1 protein-coding gene and 1 pseudogene are annotated in these 1,247 nt (G+C 70.3%); one reads left to right on the top strand and one right to left on the bottom strand.

Going from position 1 to position 1,247, the window contains the following annotated elements; genetic code table 11:
• Window positions 1-212, bottom strand: a pseudogene (locus VP06_RS30295) (efflux transporter periplasmic adaptor subunit); the annotation flags it as partial.
• A gap of 306 nt (window positions 213-518) precedes the next feature.
• On the opposite strand from VP06_RS30295, the gene VP06_RS30290 reads away from it, so the two are divergent.
• Window positions 519-1,160, top strand: coding sequence for a DedA family protein (locus VP06_RS30290; protein WP_048467534.1), 642 nt, complete (start codon window positions 519-521; stop codon window positions 1,158-1,160).
• Window positions 1,161-1,247: the final 87 nt, after the last annotated feature.

Genomic DNA, 1,247 nt, shown 5'->3' with positions numbered 1-1,247 from the left:
CCCCGCCCCCGCCGCGACGCCCGCCGCCGCAGCAGGCCGGCGCCGGCCTGCTGCGTCTCGGGACGCTTGAACCCATCGGGAAAGTGGGTGCGATAGGCCCAGTACCCGCCACCGGCGAGCGCCAGCAGCACGACCAGCCAGCCCAGCCCGCGGCCGCGCCGGCGGGGGGCCTCGACCGCGTCGTCGGTCCGGATGGGAGACAATTCGTTCATCGACTTCGATCGTTCACCGACTCTGGACAATCCGGGCCCGGAGATGCCGAACCTTGGGACGCCCGCCCCCCGACGCCCCTCATGTCGTGCCGGCCGCGCCGTCCGGCGCCTGCGGCACGTCGCCGTTCGGAACAGGCCACGGCCCATTCCGCACGGCAATGCGTCGCCAGTACGACGGCGATGTTGCCTCACCATTGCTGAACGACGCCCGGACGCTGCCCTGGAAGAGCCACGATCCGACCCCTTATCTGCGGGAATCGGGGCGCGACATGGCGCCGCCCTGGATCATGTGTCAGCAGGACCAGAATGCATTTCCTTCACGACCTGCCGGTCGCCGACCTGATCTCGCATTACGGCTACGGGGCCATCTTCCTGATCGTCACCCTGGAGAGCGCCGGCGTGCCGATGCCGGGCGAGACCGTGCTGATCTCGGCGGCGGTCTATGCCGGCTCGACCGGTCAATTGCAGATCGGGCTGGTGGTGCTAGCGGCGGCCCTGGCGGCGATCATCGGCGATAACTTTGGCTATTGGGTCGGCCGGCGCTGGGGCATGCCGCTGCTGCTCAAGCACGGCGGCAAGATCGCCCTCGACCAGCGCCGGCTGAAGCTCGGCCAATATCTGTTCCGGCGCCACGGCGGCAAGATCGTGTTCTTCGGCCGCTTCACCGCGATGCTGCGCGCCTATGCGGCCCTGCTTGCCGGGGTGAACCAGTTCGATGCCCGCCGCTTCTTCCTGTACAATGCCGCCGGCGGCATCGCCTGGGCCTCGCTGATGGGGTTCGGGGCCTATCTGTGCGGCCGGTCGATCGAGCACGTCGTCGGGCCGATCGGTCTTGCGCTCCTCGCCATCGTGGTGCTCGGCGGCATCGCCCTATGGCTGTTCGTGCGCCGGCACGAGGCACGGCTGACGCGCGAGGCCGAACTCGCGATCCCGGGCCCGCTCGCCTGAGCCCTGCCCGCGCCGCCGGTCATTGCCGCCCGCCCGCCGGGGTGGCATGAGGCGCGCCACGAGACTCCCACCCGCCTCGCCTGACGC

Origin of the sequence: Methylobacterium aquaticum, assembly GCF_001043915.1 — a bacterium.
Lineage (GTDB): Bacteria > Pseudomonadota > Alphaproteobacteria > Rhizobiales > Beijerinckiaceae > Methylobacterium > Methylobacterium aquaticum.
This window is presented reverse-complemented; position numbering and strand designations above follow the sequence as displayed.

Excerpts from the sequence above, each read along its gene's own strand:
- VP06_RS30290 (WP_048467534.1), top strand. The coding sequence starts at position 519 with ATGCATTTCCTTCACGACCTGCCGGTCGCCGACCTGATCTCGCATTAC.